At 59.9% G+C, this 347-nt stretch carries 1 pseudogene; it reads left to right on the plus strand.

Annotated features, from left to right (window positions below):
• Positions 1-247 precede the first annotated feature (247 nt).
• Positions 248-347, plus strand: a pseudogene (locus tag ACW9IR_RS29765) (DUF6124 family protein); the annotation flags it as partial.

The raw sequence follows: 347 nt of genomic DNA on the forward strand, positions 1-347 counted from the left end.
GAATCCGCCGGCTTGTGCGCCTTGGGGGCGGGTTCTATTGTGGTGCGGTCGCTGATTACTTCAGCGATCGGGTTTAGCAGCCCGGGTTATCTCTAGACGCACAAAGTCCGTCGCCGTTATGGCGGCTTTGCGTGGGGCACTTCGGTGCGCCGGGTTCTAGAGTCCTGGTCTGCTAACCCGCGTACAGCCGCCACCTCCTTCGTTAGCAGCGAACGGTGGCAGCTTCACTACTCTAGAGGCTTTACCGATGATCAAACCAACACCCAACCCACCCGAAACCGACCCCACCTCGCCCTACGAATCCCTCGATTCAAAAAAACTCCACGAAGCCGCCGACCGCGCCCTCG

Source organism: Pseudomonas sp. SDT291_1_S447 (assembly GCF_054070155.1).